Genomic DNA, 20,611 nt, shown 5'->3' with positions numbered 1-20,611 from the left:
ACGCTACGGCCCTTTTTCGGCACAAACATCCACTTATTCCCATTGACTTGCAACGTTCGCATCGATATGTCAAAAACTCTTTCGACAAGGTCCATGGGCGAGACCTTTATTCCGCAAAAAGCAAAGAAAGGCTAACGTCAAAGTGGCGACCAAAATTCTTACCGGAAACCAAACAGCGGCCTTAGCGGCAAAGCTCTGTCGCGTTCAGGTGATTGCGGCCTACCCGATCACGCCTCAGTCCAAGATTCCTGAAGAACTTTCGGAATATGTGGAACGAGGTGAGCTCCAAGCGGAATTTGTTCGAGTGGAAAGCGAGCATTCAGCCATGGGCGTCTGTATTTCCGCTTCCCTTGTCGGGGCTCGCGCCTTCACCGCCACGGCCGCCAATGGGCTGGCGTATATGCATGAACAGCTCCATTGGGCGGCTGGAGCACGAGTGCCCATTGTCATGCCTGTCACGAACAGAGGGCTGGGAGCTCCTTGGACCATTTTGAACGACATGCAGGATAGCATCGCGCAACGAGACACGGGCTGGATGCAGTTTTATTGCCTGAACAACCAGGAAATCCTCGACCAGGTGATCCTTGCCTACAAAGTGGCCGAAAGGCTGTTGGTCCCTGTGATGGTGTGTTTTGACGGCTTTCGCCTTTCCCACACCATGATGCCCGTCGAGGTTCCTGACCAGGAAGCCGTGGATGCCTTTTTACCTCCTTTTACGCCGGCTTATCACCTGGACCCTGAACGACCGGTCAACATCAATCCGGTGGTTCTGACGGATCCCATTCCTGGGGCCGATGGTCGTCTGTACCCAGGCTATATGGGCATTCGACGCCGCCTTCAGGCGACTCTGGAATCCGCCCTGCCCGTCATCGCCGAAGAGGGGCGAGCTTTTGGGGAACGTTTCGGGCGAAGTTATGAAGACCCCATTTTCCGCTACCGGACCGAAGATGCGGACATTCTTTTTGTGACCATGGGTTCTTTGGGCAGTGAAGCTTCCGAGGCGTGTGACGTTTTACGAGATCAAGGCATCAAGGCCGGAGTGGCAAGCCTGCGTGTCTTTCGACCCTTTCCCAAGCGAGCGATCCGTGACCTTTTGGCCACACAAGCGCGTTTAGCCGTCGTGGAAAAGGCTATCAGTTACGGCCTGGAAGGAGCTCTGGCCACGGAAATCAAAGCAGCCCTCTATGGCCTTAATGGAAGACAACCCATAACCGCGGGCTACATCGTGGGGCTTGGAGGCAAAGACGTCAAACCTTTAGATCTCTGCGAGATCGCTCGACAAACCCTCAGCTTTGGCAGTCATGAAGAGGTCCCTGAACATTCCATTTGGTTTTCCAACGAAATTTAAAGAACAAGGACATACCATGCCGACCGCACTGATGGATCTTCCCGAAAAAGAATACATTCTTCCCGGCACGCGCACCTGCGCCGGATGCGGCCTTCCTATCGCCTACCGACATATTCTGAAGGCCCTAGGCCCCAAGACCATCGTGACCCTTCCGGCCTGCTGCCTCACCATTTTGCACGGCATGTACCCCAAAACGCCTGTGCTCGTCAATGCCGTGAACAACGTCTTCGGCGGCACCGCCGCATCGGCTTCGGGACTGGCCGCAGGACTCAAGGCCTTGGGCAAGGAGGACTATGTGGTGCTGGCCATGGCCGGAGACGGCGGCACGTTCGACATGGGTATTCAGGCGTTGAGCGGCGCTGCGGAAAGACAAACCAATTTTATCTATGTGTGTTACGACAATGAAGCCTACATGAATACGGGCGTGCAACGTTCCAGCGCCACACCTTCCGGAGCCATCACGACGACCACGCCGGTGCATCCCAAGGAACAGCCTAAAAAGGATTTCATTCAAATCATGGAAGCCCATCATCCGGCATACCTGGCCACCACCTGTTCGTCGTACCCCATGGATCTTTACGACAAGTTTTCCAAGGCACGCCACATTCAAGGAACCCGATTCATTCACTTGGCCGTGCCCTGTCCTGCCGGGTGGGGCTTTCCAACTCGAGAAACCGTAAAGATCGGTCGATTGGCCGTAGAAACCGGCGTGATCGTTCTTTATGAAGTGGAAGACGGAATTTTTCGCCTCACGGGAAAAAGCCTGAATCTGGCCAAGACGCGCCGTAAACGCCCCGTGGAAGACTATGTGAAGACTCAGGCACGGTTTAGAAAAATGACCCCGGAACAAATGGAAGCCTTCCAAAAAGCCGTGGATGAGCGTTGGGAAGGTTTTCTGGCTCGAGCCGGCATCTAAAAAGAAAGGGGGGCGGTTCGCCCCCCTTTCTTTTAGATCCAACGCATGAGGATACTTCCCCAGGTAAAGCCGGCGCCAAAGGCGGACATAACGAGATAGTCCCCCTTGCTCAAAAGGTTTTTTTCCAAAACGGCTTCGTAAAGGCACAATGGAATCGTGGCACCGGTGGTGTTGGCGTAACGATCAATATTGATGATGACCCGGTCCATGTCCAAACCCATACGATTGGCGCAGGCTTCAATAATTCTCAAATTGGCCTGATGGGGAATAAACACCTTCACATCTTTCCCAGAAAGCCCGTTGCGTTCCAAGATCTTGACGGAGACATCCGCCATTTCCGTCACAGCGAACTTAAAAACCTTCTTGCCTTCCTGGTACACATAGTGCTCCCGAGCCCTTACGGTTTCTTCACTGGCCGGGCGACGGCTTCCTCCGGCTTTCATGTGTAGATACGGCTCTCCAGCCCCATCAATCCTTTGAATAAAGTCTAGGACTCCGTACCCCTCTTCATCGCAAGGTTCCAAAAGGACAGCGCCGGCGGCATCACCGAACAAAACGCAGGTGTTTCGATCCGTATAATCAATGATGCTGCTCATGACATCGGCTCCGATGACCAAAACCTTCTCGTAACGACCCGATTCGATCATCATCACCCCTGTTGTCATGGAAAAGATGAAAGCCGAGCAGCCCGCCGAAAGATCAAATCCCCATGCCTTGTCCGCTCCGATGGCTCGTTGCACCAGGCACGCTGTGGACGGAAAAAACATGTCGGGAGTGACGGTCCCCACGATGACGGCGTCCACATCGGCCGGCGCGACCTGGGCACGCTCCAAGCATTCCTGAGCGGCTCGAGCCGCCATAAAGGAACAGCCCAAGCCGGGTTCGAGAATGCGTCGTTCACGGATTCCCGTTCGTGTGATGATCCATTCATCGGTGGTGTCCACCATCTTTTCCAAATCGGCATTGGTCAGTTTCCGTTCCGGAAGATATCGACCCACGGAACGAATACGCACCCCTCTTCGGCTCATGGCTCATCCTTTCACATCACGCCTTTGTAGTATCCGCCATCGATGTGGATGGAGGCACCCGTGATGTAGCCGGCTTGTTCCGAGGCAAGAAACGTCACCAAGGCCGCAAATTCTTCGGGGGTTCCCAAACGGCCCATGGGAATGGTGGCACGCCAACGATCGATGATGTTTTCCGGAGTCGTGCCTTCCTTTTGCGCCGTCACCACAGCCAGGCTTCGTACCCGTTCGGTCAACGTGTAGCCGGGACAGACATTGTTCACCGTGATGTTGTAAGGAGCCAGTTCGTTGGACAAGGTTTTGGCCAACCCGACCACGCCGGATCGAATCGTGTTGGAAAGGATCAAACCATCAATGGGTTGTTTGACCGAAACAGAAGTCATGTTGATGATGCGGCCCCAGCGCTTTTCCATCATGACCGGCACAGCTTCCCGTGTCATGACAATGGTGCTCAAAAGGTTCAACCGAAACCCGAAGTGCCATAGATCGTCGTCAATTTCTAGAAAGGTCTTGGCCGGAGGTCCTCCGGCGTTGTTCACCAAAATGTCCACGGTCCCGAAATGATCAAGGCCCTTACGAATGAACTCACGAGCCTGTTCAGAGACGCTGACATCGGCAGGAATCCCGATGACTTCACCTCCCGTAGTGGCCGCAATCTCTTCAACCGCTTTGGGGAGTTCGGGATCGTCCAGACCACAGATGGCCACCTTGGCCCCCTCCTGACACAAGGTCATCGCCACGGCCTTTCCCAAACCTTGACTGGCTCCAGCCACAAAAGCCACCTTGCCCTTAAGACCCAGATCCATAAGACCTCCTTTGCTCTCCGATCAGTTCTGTTCTTGATCCAGCCGATACCCCGCATGCAGCCGAAGCATCTCAGGGCTGTAGCGGCGACCGGTTTTATCGTAAATGAAAAAAGGCGGCATCACACGAAGATCTTGACCCGCTCCCTTGAGGCATTCCATGTGCACGAGCGTTGCCGGGGCCTGACAATGCGAATGAATGAGGGTCAATTGTTTAGGGCGCAATTTCGCTTCCAAGGCCCCCATGATCAGGTCGTCCAGCCGAGACGCCGGGTAGATCACGGCACAACGCCCACTTTGTTTTAAAAGGTAGGATGCGGCTTGAAACATTTCTTGCACGGTGCCGAAAATTTCATGGCGTGCCGCGGCTTTCTGATGATCGGGATTGATTCTGCCTGAGCCGAGTCGCCGATAGGGTGGATTTGAAATGACAAGGTCAAACCCTTCGGGTGGAAACACCTTTTTCACATGGTTCCAGTCCAGACAATGGATCCATACACGGTTTGTCAAACCGTTCGCTTCCACGTTTCTCACCGCCAAGGAAGCCAAGCGTTTTTGAATTTCCACCCCTTCCCAGTGTCTTCCCGCTTGTTGCACCGCCATGGCCAAAAGCACAACACCACAGCCGGTCCCCAATTCCATGATGCGATCCTCGGCTTTGACGCGAGTCAATCCCGCCAGCAGCACGGCGTCGATGGAAAACCGATAGCCGCGACGGTCCTGGTACAGGGTGAGAGCTCCCCCAAAAAGGCGGTCACAAGTGACCTCTTCCCCTTCTCCCAAAGATTCCGGTGACTTCGCTTCCGCCTCATCGAAACACATGGGATTGTGCACAATGTCAAGCCTGTCCCTTGAGCGGGCCGTCATGGGAAAAGGGGCAGCAGAAAGCCAAGGGGGATGAACAGGTCAGGAAACGGAAACACAGACCGTCTCTTTCACATCCATGGGATGCATGACAAGACCGCTGAAAACTTTTGGATAAAAATAGGTGGCCTTGTGCGGCATGATCAAGCCGGCACGAGCCACATCACGTACCTGATCCACACGGGTCGGGTTGACGAAAAAGCCCATGGCCGCTTGTCCGGCGGCTACGGCATGGAGCGCCGCGTCACGGTCATGACTGAATCGAATATTTTCGGCGTCTGAAAGGTACGTTTCATCCAAGCCCAAAAGACCTCGTAGAAAGAGGTGATCCACAACCACCACATCCAGCTCCTGCAAAACTTCAGGAAAGCCTTTCGGGGCGAGATAAGACCGGGCAGCCTTTCTGTCCACGTGAAGCACCCAATAAGCGTCACCTCCCTGACACACGAATCCAATGGCGGTTTCTTTTTGGACACGAAAAGAGTCCAAACAGTTCTGCCACCCTTCACGCCCGGCATCATTCATGGGAAAAGACAACACCTTAAAATAGGGTCGTCCCTTTTCGAGAAAAGCCGATGCCTTTTCGGCATTGAGCCGAGGCAGCAGTCTGTGGGTAGGAAGCACGAGCAGGCCGTCATCTTCCATGGGACAAAAATAGGTGAGCACGAAATGAAAAGGGGCATTGGAAGAAGCTTCCGGATGTTTTTCCATCATGAGCCGCCGGTAATTGAGGGCCGTCTCATAACGATGATGCCCGTCGGCGATAAAGATGTCCTTGTCGGCCAGCATGGCTTGAAGCTGCTGCACCTGGGTGGGATCACTCATGCGGTAAAGACGGTGGTCGCAGTTTCGATAGTCTTGGCATTCCAAAAGAGCTTTCTGTTTACAGTAACTTTCCAGCATGTGACGTACACGACCGTCCGAATCACTGAAAAGAACAAAGATGGGACTGAAATGCACGCCGCACTGCATTAAAAGGGAAAGTCTTTCCTCTTTCACCTTGTGAAAGGTTCGTTCATGAGGACGAACGCAGCCCTTTCCGAATTCTTCAAGGCGAAGCAAGCCAAAAAAACCTCTGCGAATCTTACGACCTTCTTGAAACGGATACTCCAGTTCATAAGGAAAAAAGGCCGGTTCGGCTTCACGCACGAGAATCCCCTCTCGGCTCCATTGATGAAGATATTGAGAGGCTCTTGTGTGAGCATTATCCTGAGCCGTGTCTTGGGGCGTTGTTTTTCCCAGTTCCAGGCGAATCATGTTGTAGGGATGCATGGCATAAAAGGCATCTTGTTCAACGGGACTGATGATGTCGTACGGAGGCGTGATCACGCGACCGAGGTCTCCGACCCGTTCCGGGTTATAATGGAGGGCACGAAAAGGAGCGACAACAGCCATGAATGCTTCGCCTTTCTTTGAAAAGTTTCTTGGTGCCTGTCCTGCCATGAGGACGCCTTTGAGCTTTGGAGCTGTAACAGCGCCTCCGTATCACACGCGCGTCATTGAAGCAAGAAGGGCATGCACCAGGATGCGACAGGTTTCTCCAAGAGGCGAAAACGGTGCGGATACATCTTTCCGCCCCTAAGGGTTCAATGGCGAAACGCTGAGAAAACCCTCCCTCGAATTCCAAGGCCTTTTGAAAGCCTTGAATTGGCTCATTCCCAGGCAGTCTGATGCATGCCATTGAGGACTCGAAAATCATAGCCGGAAAAGGGAAGTTTCATAAAATCCATCAGCCATCGAGCAAGATCGATCCACAACATGCAGGTTTCCAACACCACATGATCGCTGGAGGCAATAACTGCCTTGGAAAGGGGAAAATCTTTTTCCGGGACCGGCACAGCCCACGCATCACCCTGAAGGCCATGCCTTTGAAGGCTTTCCCTGTAACGAGCCGCCAATTCGCCGCTTCGGCTCAAGGGAGCATCAAACCGAAAGTGAACCTCCAAGGGCGCAAACGCCTGCAAGAACCTGCATACTAAATCCACAGCCGTGTCCGTGATCTGGGACAGGCGATAGTTTCGAGACAGGGCCGCCACGTCGCGCAAAGCTCCATCATTGGCCAGAACCATTGGTCTTTGAAGAAGAAGGCTTTCCACGGTGATGTGCACATTGTGGCCGTCCACCCATAAGGGGAAGCGGCGCCATCGAGCCCCACATACCCGTTTCGCCAGCCTTCGGGCCGCGCTCTTACGCGAAAACACACCACGCCAAAGGATGTCTCGATGGACGCGCACCAACGCGAAATGATTTCCCACCCATTGCAAAGCGGCTTCCCGAGGGTACCCTAGGTCCTGGAAAAGAAGAAAATCGCCTGCGGCTCGGTAAATTTTTTCGTCCGCATGCATCTGCCCTGGCCTCGGCATGTGAGAAGTCCCATACGGAAAAAGTTAACTTTCAGGGACTAGGTGAACGATGACGTAAAGGTCACCGGGTGGCCCCCCATACGGGGAATCTCCCCCGCGGCCGGCCATGCGAAGGCGCGCCCCGTCACTGACATTGGGCGGGATTCTCACGAAAACCTGTTCCAGGCGCTTTCCAACACGATAAGTGACCCAACGATTTTCACCCTGAGCCAAGCGCGATCTGGAAACCTCGATGTGCACTTCCAGCGAAGGGCCTTTTATTCCCGCAGATTTCTTCGAGGAAAAAGGCACCCGCTCCCCGACGTCCAATTCAGACCGTAACCATGGATCCTCAAAAGAAAAATCGTCCGCCAATAAGTGCTCGCGGATCCATGTAAGAAAGCCGTCTAAAGGGCTCAGTGGAAATGAAGGCCTCTGGGTTTCATAAGGGCAAAAAACTTGAGAAGACCTCACGGCGCTCGGCGAGAATCTCCTGGGTTCGGCATCATAGGCTTTCTTTTTTTCGGGATCTCCCAAAACTGAATAGGCTTCGTTGATTTCCTTCAATCTTTCTTCGCAGGCTGCATCCCCTTCGTTTCGGTCAGGATGATGTCTTCGAACCAGTTCTCGGTAAGCTTTTCGAATGTCCTCCCTGGAAGCGTCTCTGGAAACTCCAAGAATGCGATAGTAATCCTTGCGTCCCATGGGCTGAAACCTCCGCCCACACGTCGACTTGATAGGATTTCAAGTTCTCAAGCCATGACGGCTTCGGGTATCGATTATTGTAGCAAAAAAAGAAGGGTGAAGCACGGTTTCGGTTGACCAAGGGTGTGAGTTAAGTCATTGAGTCATTGAGTCGTTGAGTCGTTGAGTCATTGAGTCATTGAGTCATTGAGTCATTGAGTCATTGACTCGTTGAGTCGTTGAGTCGTTGAGTCATTGAGTCATTGAGTCATCGAGTCATTGAGTCATTGAGTCATTGAGTCGTTGAGTCATTGAGTCGTTGAGTCGTTGAGTCGTTGAGTCGTTGAGTCGTTGAGTCTTTGAGTCTTTGAGTCTTTGAGTCTTTGAGTCGTTGAGTCATTGAGTCATTGAGTCATTGAGTCATTGAGGGGTGAAGCATTGTCTCGGTTGATCCAAGAATGTGAGCGGTAAAGGGATCCGTTTCACAGGTGATTATGGGGCGGACACATGGGTCCGCCCCTACAAGAATCGACATTATGGGTTGGTTGAAGAGGCCTTCTGTTGGGCTTTGCGCAATTCTTCCGCTCTCAATTCCTTTCGTAAGATCTTGCCTACCATGGTCTTGGGTAACGATTCTCGAATCTCCACGGCTTTGGGCACCTTGTAAGCTGCCAGCTTGGATTTGCAAAACTGAATAATTTCCTCTTCCGTCACCGTTTCGCCGGGTTTGGGCACCACAAAAGCCTTGACCGCTTCCCCTCGGTAGGGATCCGGTACACCTACGGCGACGGCATCCAAAACCTTCGGATGGGTGTACAAAACCTCGTCGATTTCACGAGGATAAATATTGTAGCCTCCAGAAATGATCATGTCTTTCTTGCGATCCACGATGAAAAAGTAACCGTCATCATCCATCGTGGCGATGTCCCCGGTGTAGAGCCAGTCATCGCGTAGGGTTGAAGCGGTCTCTTCCGGCATGTTCCAGTAACCCATCATCACCTGAGGACCCTTCACCACCAGCTCCCCGGGCTGCCCTACGGGGGCTTCGCTCACTCCGTCTTCCAAGCTGACAATCCGTGCATCGGTGCTCGATACAGGAATCCCGATGGAACCAGGTTTTCTCATGCCGCTGATGGGATTCACATGAGTGACCGGGCTTGCTTCTGAAAGCCCGTAACCCTCCACAATGATGCACCCCGTCATTTCCTCGAATTTCTTCAACACCTCCACAGGCATGGGCGCGGAACCTGTGATGCAAAACCGAATGGAAGACAGGTCGTAGTCCTTGACCTTGGGGTGATTGATCAAGGCCACGTAAATGGTCGGAACTCCCGGGAACAAAGTGGGCTTGCTCTTGTGAAGAAGTTTCAGAAATTCATCGGCATCGAACTTGGGAACCACAATGGTCGTGCAGCCCCCATAAAGGGAAAAATTCATACAAACCGTCATGCCGAAAACGTGAAAGAAAGGAAGAATCGCTATGAGCCTTTCCCGACCCCACCGAAAATCAGGAAACCAGGCAGCGACTTGAAGCACATTGGCCAGAATGTTGCGATGGCTCAGCATAACCCCTTTGGATACACCCGTGGTTCCACCCGTGTACTGCAGCAGGGCGAGATCATCCAATTCGGCTTGACAGGCGTCCGTCACAGGGGCGTTCTTTGAGATCAGATGAGAAAAATTCACGATGCGACGGCCATCGTAGGGAACCGCCATGAAAAGATTCTGCTTCTTGGCTTTGATGGGATATAGGTACTTGAAAAGGAAAGGCAAATACTCTCGAAGGCTGGTCACCACCACCGTGTGGATTTTGGTGGCTCCCAAAACTTTTTCCACCTTGGGGAAAAGGTGGTCCAAAACAAAAAGCACCTCGGCCCCTGAATCGTTCCATTGGTGCTCCATTTCCCGTTCCACGTACATGGGATTGGTCATGACCCCCACGCCGCCTAACCACAAGGTGGCATAGTAGGCGATCATGGTCTGAGGACAATTAGGAAGCATGATGGCCACCCGTGTCCCTTTGCCCACCCCCATGTTCTTGAGAGCCTCGGCCAAACGCAGCACCTGATCCCAAAACTGCTTGTAAGTCAATTTGGCGCCGAAAAATTCCGTCGCCGTATTTGCGGCATACTTTTCCGCCGTCCGAGACACCAGGACCGGCAGCGACCAATTGGGAAACTCGATTTCCTGAGGCACCCTGCTGTTGTAATGTTTAAGCCACGGGCGATCCATGCACGTCCTCCTCCATGTCCCCTACCCTCACTACGCCGACCTTCCCCTTGACCCGACGATTTCCCCCTCCGAAACGTTTCAAGGCAGCAGCACGTGGGCCGGGGCGTTTGCACACACTCGACCATACAACACTCAAGCGTTTGCTCTCGGTGTCGAAACGTGGCCGCGCCCTGTCTCGACACCAAGGCTTCTCTTAACAGGTGCTCTTCAACTTGCGTACTTCTTCCGTAAAGGCCGGAATAAACTTGAACAGGTCTTCCACGATACCGTAGTCGGCTTTGGTGAAAATGGGGGCTTCCGGATCCTTGTTGATCGCCACGATGTACTTGGAAGATCCCATGCCGGCCAGGTGTTGAATGGCCCCGGAAATACCCACCGCGATGTACAGATTCGGGTTGACCACTTTGCCCGTCTGGCCCACCTGATCGGAATGAGGCCGCCAGCCGGCATCCACCGCGGCTCGTGAAGCTCCCACCGCGGCCCCGAGTTCCTTGGCCAGTGCTTCCAAAATGGCAAAGTTTTCCGCAGCCTTCATCCCACGGCCGCCTGAGACGATGATTTCCGCTTCCGTCAGTTCCACCTTACCCGTAGTATCCAGTTCTACACCCAAGGCTCGTGAGCGGGATTCCGGAAGAGTCGCTGTCACTTTTTCCACTTGAGCCTGCCGTGTGGCATCCGCCGCCTTGCAATCCATGACATTGGGACGGCATGAAATCATGGGCAAGGCCCCTTCAGCCCACTCACACCAGGCCAAACATTTACCGGCAAAGATAGGTCGCTTGGCCTTGATGACGCCGTCTTCACACACCACTTGAATACAGTCTTGAGCCAATCCCGTCTGTAACCTGGCCGCCAGCCGAGCGCTCAGATCTTTGCCGTCCACTGAAGCCGGCAACAACACCGCTGCCGGATTCCATTGTTCGATCAAAGAAGCCACCACCGGCACGTAGATTTCCGGCACATAATGTTCCAACGCGGGATCATCTGCCACAAACACCTTATCCACGCCATAATAGCCCAACTCCACAGCTTTATCGCTCACACCGGATCCCACGGCAATGCCGTAAAGAGGCAGATTCAAAGCATCGGCCACCTTTCGCGCCTCGCTGGCCACTTCAAAAGAAACACGCCGGAAATTCCCTGAACGAAATTCGGCAATCGATACAACACAATCGGCCATTTTCTATCTCCTTACGCTCCCATGGCGTTGAACTTCTGTTGGATTTTCAAGCCCTTACCTAAATCACCTTCGCTTCTTCATGCAGTGCCTTGACCAAAGCCGCGGCTTTGCCTTCCGTATCCAACCCGTCGTCGATGATGCGACCCGGCTTGCGCTCCGGAGGCATCTCCAAAGACACTATGCGAATCTTGGCGGCCTGGGATCCACATTCCTCGGCACTCAAACCCAAATCGGCAAGTTTTTTCATCTCCAAAGGCTTCTTCTTGGCCTTCATGATGCCGGGAAGAGACGCGTAACGAGGATTCCAGACGGCATGGGAGCCACCCATGGTCACCAAAGCCGGAAGCGTCGCCTGCAAGGTCACCTTGCCACCTTCGATGGGACGTTCAATGGTCACCGAAGAACCGTCCGATTCCAAAGAAACCGCCAACCCCAGATGCGGCCAGCCTAAAAGCTCCGCCACCATGGGGCCTCTTTGGGCCAAATCGTAGTCCACGGCCCGAGAGCCGCACAAAACGATGTCCGGCTGCAAGCCTTGCACGATCGCCGCCAAGGCTCGAGCCACCCCCAGACTGTCACCGCCGTCTAAAGCGTCGTCCTCCAAAAGGATCCCTTTGTCCGCTCCCATGGCCAGAGCCGTTCGAATGGATTCCACCACGCGCTGCGGGCCCCAACTGACGATGGTCACCGTACCGCCATGCTTTTCCTTGAGCCGAAGCGCGGCTTCTACGGCAAATTCATCATAAGGGTTGATGATCCATTTGAGATCCTGCGTGACGATGGATTGTCCGTCCGGAGCGATGCGAATAACCGATTCCGTGTCCGGCGTTTGCTTGAGAAGCACCACAATGTTCACGACCTGTCCTCCTTTTACTTTGTCACTTGCCGCTTCATCCTGCACAACGTCGCCCGCCTGCCTTCGGACGACAAAACCCTGCCTGAAAACAGTCGACGGCTAAAACACCGTCCTTTTACAAAGAATTGTCAACTCAAAAAATCACAGGCTCGCACCTTACACGAACCGACCCCCAAAAGCCAAGAAAAAAATGAATGACAATTCATTCATGAACGGCCAGAGCCGGTGCCTTTTCAGATGGATGTCGTTTGAGGTAGACCATCAGCACAGACAGAGCCGCCGGCGTCATGCCGGGAATGCGGGAAGCCTGGCCCAAATTCTCCGGGCGCACGGCCGTGAGTTTTTGTCTTATTTCATGGGAAAGCCCCGGGATCCGTTCGTAAGAAAAATCATCAGGAATACGCATTTTTTCCAGGTTCCGAAATTTGTGCATCTCTTTTTGTTGCCGCTGCAAGTATCCTTCATACTTGCATTCCACTTCCACCTGTTCTCGAACACGCTCCGGAAGGGGTTCTGAAGGCGGCGCCAAATGGGCCACATCGTCGTAAGTAAGTTCCGGTCTTTTCAAGAGCCGATCCAGGCTCAAGGGCTCCTCCAGGGGCGTGCTACCTTTAGACGCCAAGTAGGCGTTCACTTCCGCAGATGGAAACACTCTATGGTCTCGCAACCGTTTCAGTTCCTCTTCGATGGCATGCCTTCGGTCAACAAGCTCCTCATAGGTGTCCCGGGAATGAAGACCCAACTGGTAGCCCAACTCCAGAAGTCGAAGATCAGCGTTGTCTTCTCGAAGCCAGAGCCTGTATTCGGCTCTGGACGTAAAAATGCGATAAGGTTCATTGGTGCCGCGGGTGACCAGGTCATCCACCATGACCCCCATGTAGGCTTGGGAACGGTCCAGAATGAAGGGTGGACGCCCTTGGGCCTTGAGGGCTGCGTTAATACCTGCCCACAAGCCTTGAGCCGCCGCTTCTTCGTAGCCGGAAGTGCCGTTGATTTGTCCGGCCATAAAGAGTCCCGCCACCAATTTGGTTTCCAGAGTCCGCTTGAGTTGGGTCGGCTGGACGAAATCGTATTCGATGGCGTAAGCCGGTCTCATGACTTCCGCCTGTTCCAAGCCGGGAATACTTCGAATCAGGGTCAACTGCACTTCGTAGGGCAAGGAGTTGCCGGTCCCGCTGGCATAGATTTCTTCGGTGTCCAAGCCTTCCGGTTCCAGAATGATCTGGTGTTCTTCCTTGTGAGGAAATTTCATGACCTTGTCTTCCAGGGACGGGCAATAACGAGCGGAAACTCCCTTGATGGTGCCGTTATAGAGTGGGGAAAGATGAATGTGGCGGCGCACGATTTCGTGTGTGCGAGGGTGTGTGTGTCCCAGATGGCAAGACACTTGAGGCAGCTCAATGCGCTCGGTGAAGAGAGAAAAAGGTCGAGGATCGGTGTCTCCGGGTTGTTCTCGAAAACAACTGAAATCGATGGAACGTCGATGAAGACGTGCAGGAGTCCCGGTTTTCATGCGACCCAGTTGAAACCCCAAGTTTTTGAGCTGGTCGGCCAGGGCGATGGAGGGGAGTTCCCAGGCACGGCCGGCGGGAATGTGTGCCGTACCGATATGGATAAGGCCGTGAAGAAAGGTCCCGGTAGCCAATACCACGCAACCTCCGGCGTGAAAAACTCCCAGCTGATCCATAACACCGACGACGCGGCCTCCTTCCACAACCAGAGATTCCACAAGGCTTTGCTTGAGTTCCAGGTTTGGTGTCTTTTCGATTTCGTGTTTCATGACGGTGCGATAGCGCACCTTATCGTTTTGCGTGCGAGTGCCTCGAACAGCCGGACCTTTCTTGGTGTTAAGCCGCCGAAACTGAATGGCGGTTTGGTCGGTCACTCTGGCCATGACCCCGCCCAGAGCGTCCACTTCTTTCACCAGATGCCCTTTGCCGATACCTCCAACGGAAGGTGAACAGGGCATATGGGCCACGGTGTCCAAATAAAGGCTAAGGAGAAGGGTACGGCATCCCATGCGGGCGGAAGCGATGGCGGCTTCGCATCCCGCGTGGCCGGCCCCGACGACGATCACATCATAGGTGGAACTCATGGTGGTCTATCCTTCTGAACTCTTGTATACTTCTCACGTGATCTTTCCCGATCATGGAGGACCTTGGCATTCCATGTTTGACAGCGCCTTGCCCTACCGCGACTACAACAGTTATCTGCGAAGTCTCTTTCAGTGCCGCGTGCACAAGATCAGCCTGGATGCAGGACTCACCTGCCCCAACCGTGACGGCACTCGAGGAACCGGCGGCTGCATCTATTGCAACCCTCGCGGTTCGGGTACCGGCGCTTTTCATCAAGGTCTATCCATTCAGGACCAGATTCGAGCCGCCAAATCTTATCTTGCGTCACGATACAAGGCCAAGAAATTTTTAGCCTATTTTCAATCGTTCACCAATACTTACGCTCCCTTGGAAAAGCTTCGCCAACTCTATGAAGAGGCTCTAAGCGACCCCGATGTGGTCGGGCTCAGCATCGGCACTCGGCCCGACTGTGTTCCGGATTCGATCCTGGACTACCTCCAATCGCTTTCACAAATCTATCTCGTATGGCTGGAATACGGCCTGCAATCGGCCCATGACAAGACACTGGAACGTATTCGGCGCGGCCATAATGTGGCCTGTTTCGTGGACGCAGTGAAAAGGACCCGCGCTCGAGGATTACCCGTCTGTGTGCATGTGATCCTTGGACTTCCTGACGAAACCTTGGAACACATGATCGAGACGGCGACTTTTCTCAGCCGTTTGGATATCCAAGGGGTGAAGATTCATGTGCTCTATGTGGTTCGTGGAACGCTTCTCGAAAGCTTGTATCGGCAGGGACGTTATCGATGTCTGACAAGAGAGGATTACGTGAAAGCCTGTGCGGCATTTTTGGCACATCTTCCTCCCCATGTGATTGTTCAGAGGGTAACAGGAGATCCCCATCCGGATGAGCTGGTCGCCCCCCAGTGGGCTTTGGAAAAACAAAAAAACATTCAAGCTCTCTTGGCTTACATGGGGCGGGAACAACTCTTTCAGGGAAAATTTTGCAGACCGTAAGGATACGTCACCATTGAAAGTCAACGCACAACATGCGGGTCCGAAGCCCGTGTCCTCAACGAAAGACATGGTTTCAGGTCTGCAGGGGCGAACCGCCGCCTCGCCCCTACCTTGAAATGCCTTGAAACACCTTGGTATGGCCGCTTTACGGCCTGAATTCCAGGAGGGGCGAGCCGCCGCTCGCCCCTACTTTTTCGCCAACCCAAGGAAGCGCCGGCACCTCTGCATGGATCATCTCAGCAAACTGGAAAAGTCACCGTCAGAAGCAATTCTCTTTCTCCCTTGCGTTGCAGCCGCACAAGACAGCGATGCCGGTGAAGAATCATTTTGGCCAGTGGAAGATCCAGCAAGCGGGACTCATCCACGCGACTGGTAAAAGGGTAGAAGAAATGTTCGATATCATCGTCGGAAACATGCAAACCACAGGCTTTCACTTCAAAGAGGACACTGTTGAGCCCCGAGCTGGAAGAAATCTTCAGGGTGCCTCCGTCTTCAGGACAATAACTCAAAAGGGCTTCCACCAGGACATGTAAAGATTTCTTGATCAGGTCCCGGTCTAACATCAGTAAGGGCAAATCCGGCTGGAGGTGCGTTTCCCACCGTACAGCCTGGGCTTGAAGGCGCGGTGTAAGATCCTTGATGACTTCAGTGACCAAGGTGTTGAAATCGCTTTTGACGGGAACCACGACCACAGGCTTCAGATACTCTTGAATCCTTTCCAAAATGCTTTCCAGCCGTGCCATTTCTTTGAGGATAATCTGAACCTTTTGTCGATGAGGATCGTCTTCGGGCAGGCGAGTCAGAAGACGACGGGCAAATCCTCCCGCCACCGCAATAGGATTACGGATTTCATGAGCCAAGCGAGCGGAGATCTCGCTCAAGGTTCTCAGCTCTTCCGTTTGAATGATTTGTTGCTGAAGGGCGTGCCGTTCCGTCACATCCACCAAAAAGCCGTCCACCATTTGAACCTTGCCTTCCGCATCAAGAGCCGGCAAAGCATGATCCAGGACATAGATGGGTTGACCGTTTCGATGACGCAAGCGATATTCTTCGCGAAATTCTCGGCCTTCCCTTAAGCACTGATCCATGAGAGGCCAGATGCGGTCACGGTCTTCGAACCAGACTTTCTCTTTCCAAAAACGAGGCCTTTCCAAAATTTCCGCCTGAGACATGCCGAGCAGTTCTTCCACGAAACGATTGACGAAAACCATGTTTCCGTCTTTGTCCAAACGATACACCACCAGAGGCACCCGTTCCACCAGGGTGCGATACTTTTCTTCGGATTCCCGAAGCTCCCGCGTCCGAGCCTGAACCTTTTCTTCCAAGGTGGCGGCATACAGTTTGATCTGTTCCCGGGACATTTCCATGGACCCCAGCATTTCATCCAAAGCGTCAGCCAGGGTGCCCAGTTCTCCGGAAGGTCGCACTTCCAAGGGCCTGACAGCGCGACCCATGGCGATTTCTCGAGCAAAGGCGATCATACGGTCAATGGGGCGAGTAAAGATGTGCACAATGACATAGATGGCCCCTACCGAAAGGATCATGCCGAGGATGCCTAGGCCGAGCATCCAACGACGGTAGCGAACCGTCAAGGTCAAAGCGTCAGAGCGGTCCACTCCCACTTCCACCAGCGCTGCCGGATCTCCTCGATAGTTGGTCACAGTGTGCACGAGGAAAGCGTACGGTCGATTTCCTACCTTCGTGTTGATGTACCGAGGAGCGCCCGATTCATACACAGCGCTATAAGTTCCATGAGGTCTTTCAATAGGTTCGGGCAAAGTGGAGGCCACCACTTGAAATTCTTCGGGCCTCCCTTCGTGCGGCGATAGGATGGTCACATCCACATCACCGTGAAGCCGCATGGGCTCCAGAATCTTTTCGCTGAGGGAAAAGCCAACTTCCAAGAGGCCAACCAGCTGTTCCTGCCAATAGACAGGCACCACCCCGCGAATGCCATACCCAGTGGCTCCCAACTCCAGCCCATAGACCTCTCGGCCATCTCTGAGAACATTCTGAATCTGCTTTCGATAGGTCCAAAGCTCATCACCGAATTGATATAGCCTATGCAAACGCAGGAAAGAGCGCCCAGGAGGAATTTCAAAATGGAACTGGTGAATACCGTAATGGCGCCTCATGAATTCGTAGGCTGGATAGCACAATTGAAGGAGTCGTAGCCGGTCCCTGTCTGCGAGAGCTTTGGCGATTTCCGGGTTTCGAGCAAAACCGGAAGCCAAAGAGACCGCCCATTGCCCTCGCAATTCCAGTGTATGAAGAAAGGTTTTGTAGAAACTCTCGAGCCGTTGCTGTTCTTGACGCTGAATAAGGGTGTTTTGGCTGAGAATGGCAAGCCAGACAAGAGAACAGGTGCCGAAAAAGGCGAGGACAATAAAAGGCACAATGAGACGATAACGCAGGGGCAAACTTCTCAGTTGCTTCAAGGCCCAGGATTCCTTATTCGTATTCCCCACGTCGGTCGCCCGAAGCCGCGATATGTGCGGGCGCCATCCTCATCCATAGACATAGGAAACAAAAACGTGCGAGCCCTCCATGCCTTCTCACACCTCACGCGCAACTCGACCCGGATTCAGGAAGATTGCGCCTTGTCGTTCAAGGCTTCGATGTAAGCGCAGGCTCTTTGCAAGCGGTCCAACACGGCATCTTTTCCTAAAATATCCATGATCTCGAAAAGCCCAGGGCTCGCCGTTACGCCCGTTAGGGCGACACGCACCGGCTGAGCGATTTTTCCCAGTTTCACACCCATTTCCTCGGCCAATTCCCTGAAAATCTTTTCCACGGAATCTTCAGAAAATCGGTCCAATGCCCGCAACCGTTCCATGAGAAGTCTCAGGGGACGTGCCATGTCCGGGGTAAGAAACTTTCGAGCAGCCTGTTCATCGTAAGCGACTTCATCCACAAGGTAAAAACGTAGTCCCTCGGCCAATTCCTTTAGGGTGCGCGAACGAGGTTGAAGTGTCGCCACGGCCTTTTCAAGAAAAGCATCGTCTTTGTCGGGCAGATGAAGTTCTTGAAGAAAGGGGCGAAGAAGAGTTCGAATTTCCGAAGCCGGTTTTTCTCGAAGATAATGGGCGTTCAGCCACAGAAGCTTTTCCATATCGAAAACGCTGGCCGAAGATCCCACGCGATCCAGATCGAATTTTTCGATAAGCTCCTGTCGGCTGAAAATTTCCTGGTCTCCGTAAGACCATCCGAGGCGAACCAGGTAGTTCACCAGGGCTTCGGGAAGAAACCCCATCTCTTTGTAAGCCATGACCGATGTGGCCCCATGGCGTTTGGAAAGCCTTGTGCGATCCTGACCCAAAATCATGGGCACATGAGCGAATCGGGGTAGGGGAGCTCCCAGCGCCTGGTAGAGCAAAATTTGCCTCGGTGTATTGTTCACATGGTCGTCTCCTCGAATGACATGGGTGATTCCCATGGACACATCGTCGACGACCACGGCAAAATTATATGTGGGCATGCCGTCACTTCGAAAAAGGACCAAATCGTCCAGTTCCGCGTTGTCAAACTCAATGGGTCCCTTAATCAAGTCAGGAAGCACCGTGGTGCCCACTTGAGGGCATCGAAAGCGAACAACCCGACCGGGTCCAGGCCCCAAATTTTTGTCTCGGCATCGACCGTCATACTTGGGTTTTTTTCCAGCCCTGAGGGCTTCTTGGCGGCGTTTTTCCACATCTTCGGCGGAACATTCGCAATAGTAAGCATGCCCTGTGTCCAAGAGCTTTTGCAAATACTGTCGGTAGTATGCCATGCGCTGAGTTTGGTAAAAAGGGCCTTGATCCCAATCCATTCCGAGCCATTCCATGGCATTTAAGATGGCTTGAATGGATTCTTCCGTGGATCTTTCCAAATCCGTATCTTCGATGCGCAAAATGAAGATCCCACCATGGTGGCGGGCAAAAAGCCAGTTGAAGAGAGCCGTGCGAGCGCCTCCAATGTGGAGGTAACCTGTGGGGCTTGGAGCAAATCGCGTGATCACGGTGTCCATGGACGGGAGATCTCCTGAGTTGTTTTTGATCGACTGCAGCATGTCGTTTTTTTCATTATGCGCTATCATTTGGTCATTGAAACCAGGTTATCGCTTAACACAAAGCCAGGAGGATCTCAAGACGCCCGGGATCGCCTCACCAAGAACGAAAACAAGGAAGGAGCGGAACATGGAATGGAGTGCCCTGAATGAAAAGAGACGCTCGGTCAATTTTTTTGATCCCTCTGTAACCATCACGGCCTCGGATCTTCAAAAGATCTACGATGCAGCAAAGCTAGCGCCCTCTTCCTTTAACCTACAACCTTGGAAGGTGGTGGCCGTCCTTTCTAAGGAAGAAAAAGAGAAACTGAGGGCTGTCGCCATGAACCAGCCCAAGGTGACGGAGGCTTCCGCCGTGCTGGTTCTTTTTGGCAACACCCAGCAGTTTCTAGAATGCCAGGATGTGTTAGACGACCGAGTCACCAAAGGATACCTAAAAGCGGAAGCGGTCCCTCAGGTCACGGCGATAATGCAACAGCTCTACGGAGGTGAACGCGCTTTGGGCTACGCCTCTCGAAATGTGGGGTTATTCGCCATGAACTTTATGTTGGCGGCCTTGGACCAGGGTTGGGACACACATCCCATGGACGGTTTTGACGTGGAAGGCGTGCAAAAACTTTTCGGCCTGGACCCCAAGTATGTCCCGGTCATGCTCATTGCCATCGGCCGAAAGCGCCCCGACGCACCTTTGTTGCCTCGAGGAATGCGACGATCCTTTGAAGAGGTTTTCATTTTACGGTAAGGGTTCGCTTAAGCAGCGGTTTTCGAACCGAACGCTTCACATGGAAGAATCTTGCGTGGGTGCGCTGGTGTGCGTGCCCCCCGTTGCTGTTCCCTGAGCCTTTCAACGGTGTCGGAGGCCAGATAAACGCTCTTTTTTTGCAGCGGGTACGCCCGGGGACGCCCAAGCCGCACGGTCTTTAGCCTTGTGTCCGTTGCAGCCGGGTGTCTTGGGGCGAACACATCGGTGTCCCTCGACAGGCCCATGCCTTTTGTGCGGCCACGCGCCAGGGTGTGCTCCTTGCAGGCTCCACACCGCACCTCCCATGACGGACACTTAGGGGCGTCCCTACGGATGCCTCGCGGAGGGGCGCCCCGGCGTGTGCGCCCCGTTGCGGCGCCACGGGCCCATGAGGCGACCCTGTCTACCCTCTGGAGGCACCGTGTTCGCTTATGGGATTTCCCACGTGCCTATGTGCCGACTTCCAGCACGCATGGGTTTCA

General features: G+C 53.5%; 16 protein-coding genes. 4 read left to right on the top strand and 12 right to left on the bottom strand.

What is annotated here, in order from left to right; all coding sequences use genetic code 11:
• Positions 1 to 142: 142 nt before the first annotated feature.
• Both WHS46_01750 and WHS46_01745 read left to right on the top strand, forming a co-directional pair.
• Complete coding sequence (locus WHS46_01750) at positions 143 to 1,348, top strand: transketolase C-terminal domain-containing protein (GenBank protein ID MEJ5347400.1); 1,206 nt, start codon at positions 143 to 145, stop codon at positions 1,346 to 1,348.
• Between the two features lie 16 nt (positions 1,349 to 1,364).
• Positions 1,365 to 2,264 (top strand): thiamine pyrophosphate-dependent enzyme, encoded by a 900-nt coding sequence (locus tag WHS46_01745; GenBank protein MEJ5347399.1) that lies wholly within the window; start codon positions 1,365 to 1,367, stop codon positions 2,262 to 2,264.
• Between the two features lie 32 nt (positions 2,265 to 2,296).
• Here WHS46_01745 and WHS46_01740 read toward each other — a convergent pair whose 3' ends face one another.
• The 10 genes from WHS46_01740 to mnmG all read right to left on the bottom strand — a co-directional run bounded on the left by WHS46_01740 (position 2,297) and on the right by mnmG (position 14,345).
• Positions 2,297 to 3,292 carry a beta-ketoacyl-ACP synthase III gene (locus WHS46_01740; GenBank protein MEJ5347398.1) on the bottom strand — a complete coding sequence of 332 codons (996 nt, stop codon included), beginning with the start codon at positions 3,290 to 3,292 and terminating at the stop codon, positions 2,297 to 2,299.
• Between the two features lie 11 nt (positions 3,293 to 3,303).
• Complete coding sequence (locus WHS46_01735; protein MEJ5347397.1) at positions 3,304 to 4,095, bottom strand: SDR family oxidoreductase; 792 nt, start codon at positions 4,093 to 4,095, stop codon at positions 3,304 to 3,306.
• A gap of 21 nt (positions 4,096 to 4,116) precedes the next feature.
• A complete protein-coding gene (locus WHS46_01730) occupies positions 4,117 to 4,926 on the bottom strand; it encodes a methyltransferase (GenBank protein MEJ5347396.1) in 810 nt (269 codons plus the stop codon).
• A 72-nt stretch (positions 4,927 to 4,998) separates the two neighbouring features.
• Positions 4,999 to 6,351, bottom strand: a complete 1,353-nt coding sequence (locus WHS46_01725; GenBank protein ID MEJ5347395.1) for a DUF1015 domain-containing protein — start codon at positions 6,349 to 6,351, stop codon at positions 4,999 to 5,001.
• Positions 6,352 to 6,608: 257 nt separating this feature from the next.
• Complete coding sequence (locus tag WHS46_01720) at positions 6,609 to 7,319, bottom strand: DUF434 domain-containing protein (protein ID MEJ5347394.1); 711 nt, start codon at positions 7,317 to 7,319, stop codon at positions 6,609 to 6,611.
• A gap of 24 nt (positions 7,320 to 7,343) precedes the next feature.
• Positions 7,344 to 8,003, bottom strand: coding sequence for a DnaJ domain-containing protein (locus tag WHS46_01715; GenBank protein MEJ5347393.1), 660 nt, complete (start codon positions 8,001 to 8,003; stop codon positions 7,344 to 7,346).
• Positions 8,004 to 8,516: 513 nt separating this feature from the next.
• Positions 8,517 to 10,214, bottom strand: coding sequence for a long-chain fatty acid--CoA ligase (locus WHS46_01710; protein ID MEJ5347392.1), 1,698 nt, complete (start codon positions 10,212 to 10,214; stop codon positions 8,517 to 8,519).
• A 193-nt stretch (positions 10,215 to 10,407) separates the two neighbouring features.
• Complete coding sequence (locus WHS46_01705) at positions 10,408 to 11,394, bottom strand: electron transfer flavoprotein subunit alpha/FixB family protein (protein MEJ5347391.1); 987 nt, start codon at positions 11,392 to 11,394, stop codon at positions 10,408 to 10,410.
• A gap of 58 nt (positions 11,395 to 11,452) precedes the next feature.
• Positions 11,453 to 12,250 carry an electron transfer flavoprotein subunit beta/FixA family protein gene (locus tag WHS46_01700; protein MEJ5347390.1) on the bottom strand — a complete coding sequence of 266 codons (798 nt, stop codon included), beginning with the start codon at positions 12,248 to 12,250 and terminating at the stop codon, positions 11,453 to 11,455.
• A gap of 202 nt (positions 12,251 to 12,452) precedes the next feature.
• Positions 12,453 to 14,345: a tRNA uridine-5-carboxymethylaminomethyl(34) synthesis enzyme MnmG gene (gene mnmG / locus WHS46_01695; protein MEJ5347389.1), complete on the bottom strand. Its 1,893-nt coding sequence runs from the start codon at positions 14,343 to 14,345 to the stop codon at positions 12,453 to 12,455.
• Here mnmG and WHS46_01690 point away from each other — a divergent pair.
• Positions 14,344 to 15,342 carry a TIGR01212 family radical SAM protein gene (locus tag WHS46_01690; protein ID MEJ5347388.1) on the top strand — a complete coding sequence of 333 codons (999 nt, stop codon included), beginning with the start codon at positions 14,344 to 14,346 and terminating at the stop codon, positions 15,340 to 15,342. The two genes, mnmG and WHS46_01690, sit on opposite strands and share 2 nt — an antisense overlap.
• 236 nt (positions 15,343 to 15,578) lie before the next feature.
• Here the strand turns inward: WHS46_01690 and WHS46_01685 are convergent, their stop codons facing one another.
• Both WHS46_01685 and gltX read right to left on the bottom strand, forming a co-directional pair.
• Entirely contained in the window at positions 15,579 to 17,780 is a 2,202-nt protein-coding gene (locus WHS46_01685) for a cache domain-containing protein (protein ID MEJ5347387.1), read from the bottom strand.
• A gap of 146 nt (positions 17,781 to 17,926) precedes the next feature.
• A complete protein-coding gene (gltX, locus tag WHS46_01680) occupies positions 17,927 to 19,348 on the bottom strand; it encodes a glutamate--tRNA ligase (protein ID MEJ5347386.1) in 1,422 nt (473 codons plus the stop codon).
• 169 nt (positions 19,349 to 19,517) lie between these two features.
• Between gltX and WHS46_01675 the strand changes: the two genes are divergently transcribed.
• Positions 19,518 to 20,129, top strand: a complete 612-nt coding sequence (locus tag WHS46_01675) for a nitroreductase family protein (GenBank protein ID MEJ5347385.1) — start codon at positions 19,518 to 19,520, stop codon at positions 20,127 to 20,129.
• Positions 20,130 to 20,611 lie beyond the last annotated feature (482 nt).

Source organism: Desulfosoma sp. (assembly GCA_037481875.1).
Taxonomy (GTDB): Bacteria; Desulfobacterota; Syntrophobacteria; order Syntrophobacterales; family DSM-9756; genus Desulfosoma.
This window is presented reverse-complemented; position numbering and strand designations above follow the sequence as displayed.